The following is a 1,075-nucleotide window of genomic DNA, read 5'->3' as shown; positions in this document are numbered from 1 at the left end:
ATTACCATCTAGCATTGGTGGGGAAGGCATGTTGAAGCAACACATTGAAGGCTTTTTGAAAGAGAATCCAGTTGCGGACAAAGACCTCGGTAAACATTTGTTTGCTGGTGTGATTGGTTATCACGGCTTTACCGATGGCAACGGACGCATGGGGCGCATGCTTTATGCCATCGCTGAACTGCGTAATGACGCGTTCAATCCTCTGGCGATGAATGCCGAAAATAGCCTTCACGGTATCAAATAACTCAGCGCACCAAATAACTCAGTGATTTTCGGTGTTGGTATTTGTATGTTGGTAAGAGCGGCGAGCGCCGCTCTTTTTGTTGCCGCTGCTCATGCGATTCAATCTCCTCGACTTTTAAAACGGCCAATAGCAATAAAATTCGGACGTTTAAATAAAGTCCAACTTCAAAGCTCACCCTAAAATGTCCTTCATCTTTATGCGCTTAATTCAATAAACCGTCATCAAATTTAACAGGACACAACATGGATACCGGAAAGATCAATATTCTTCTCGCAGAGCTAGGGGATTCACTCAACCTTGAGCGTGTTACAGAGTTTGAGCATCAAATGTGGTCGCTCTGTTTCAGCGAAGATAACGCTATCGATGTGCAATTTGTGCAAGAGAAGAACGAGGTGCTTGTCTCAAAAAGTCTAGTGGTAGAGAAAGATATTCTCACCGCCGACAAGCTCCAAGTGCTGCTGGAATACAACTTTTTGTATCGCGAAACGGGCGGAGTGCAGTTTTGCATCAACCCAACCACCAAAGACATTTTGCTTCAAATCGCCATCACGGCAGACACCGAGATCAGCCAATTAGCCAACGTGATCAGTCAGTTGAATGAGTTGAGTGACACTTGGGTGCAACTGTTCCAAAACAACACGGTTGTCGATTTTAGCCAACAAACTGGCTCACACCCGTTTATTCAAGTTTAAGGTTTTTTACATGGTTAATATCAATACGTCACACATGCAGTCATTGAGCCAGCTGACGTCACATTTGGCGACACAGAATCAAGCGGACGATAAAGAGATTCGAGCACACAACGGCAAAGACATTTTCGTAAAAGAAGGT

Annotated in this window: 1 protein-coding gene and 1 pseudogene; both read left to right on the top strand. The window is 44.4% G+C overall.

Annotated features, from left to right (window positions below):
* Window positions 1-244 (top strand): annotated as a pseudogene (locus R7P72_RS25850) (effector protein); the annotation flags it as partial.
* Window positions 245-486: 242 nt separating this feature from the next.
* A complete protein-coding gene (locus R7P72_RS25845; RefSeq protein WP_005464342.1) occupies window positions 487-936 on the top strand; it encodes a type III secretion system chaperone in 450 nt (149 codons plus the stop codon).
* The last annotated feature ends 139 nt before the right edge of the window (window positions 937-1,075 follow it).

Origin of the sequence: Vibrio sp. Vb0888, from assembly GCF_033338835.1 — a bacterium.
Lineage (GTDB): Bacteria > Pseudomonadota > Gammaproteobacteria > Enterobacterales > Vibrionaceae > Vibrio > Vibrio alginolyticus.
This window is presented reverse-complemented; position numbering and strand designations above follow the sequence as displayed.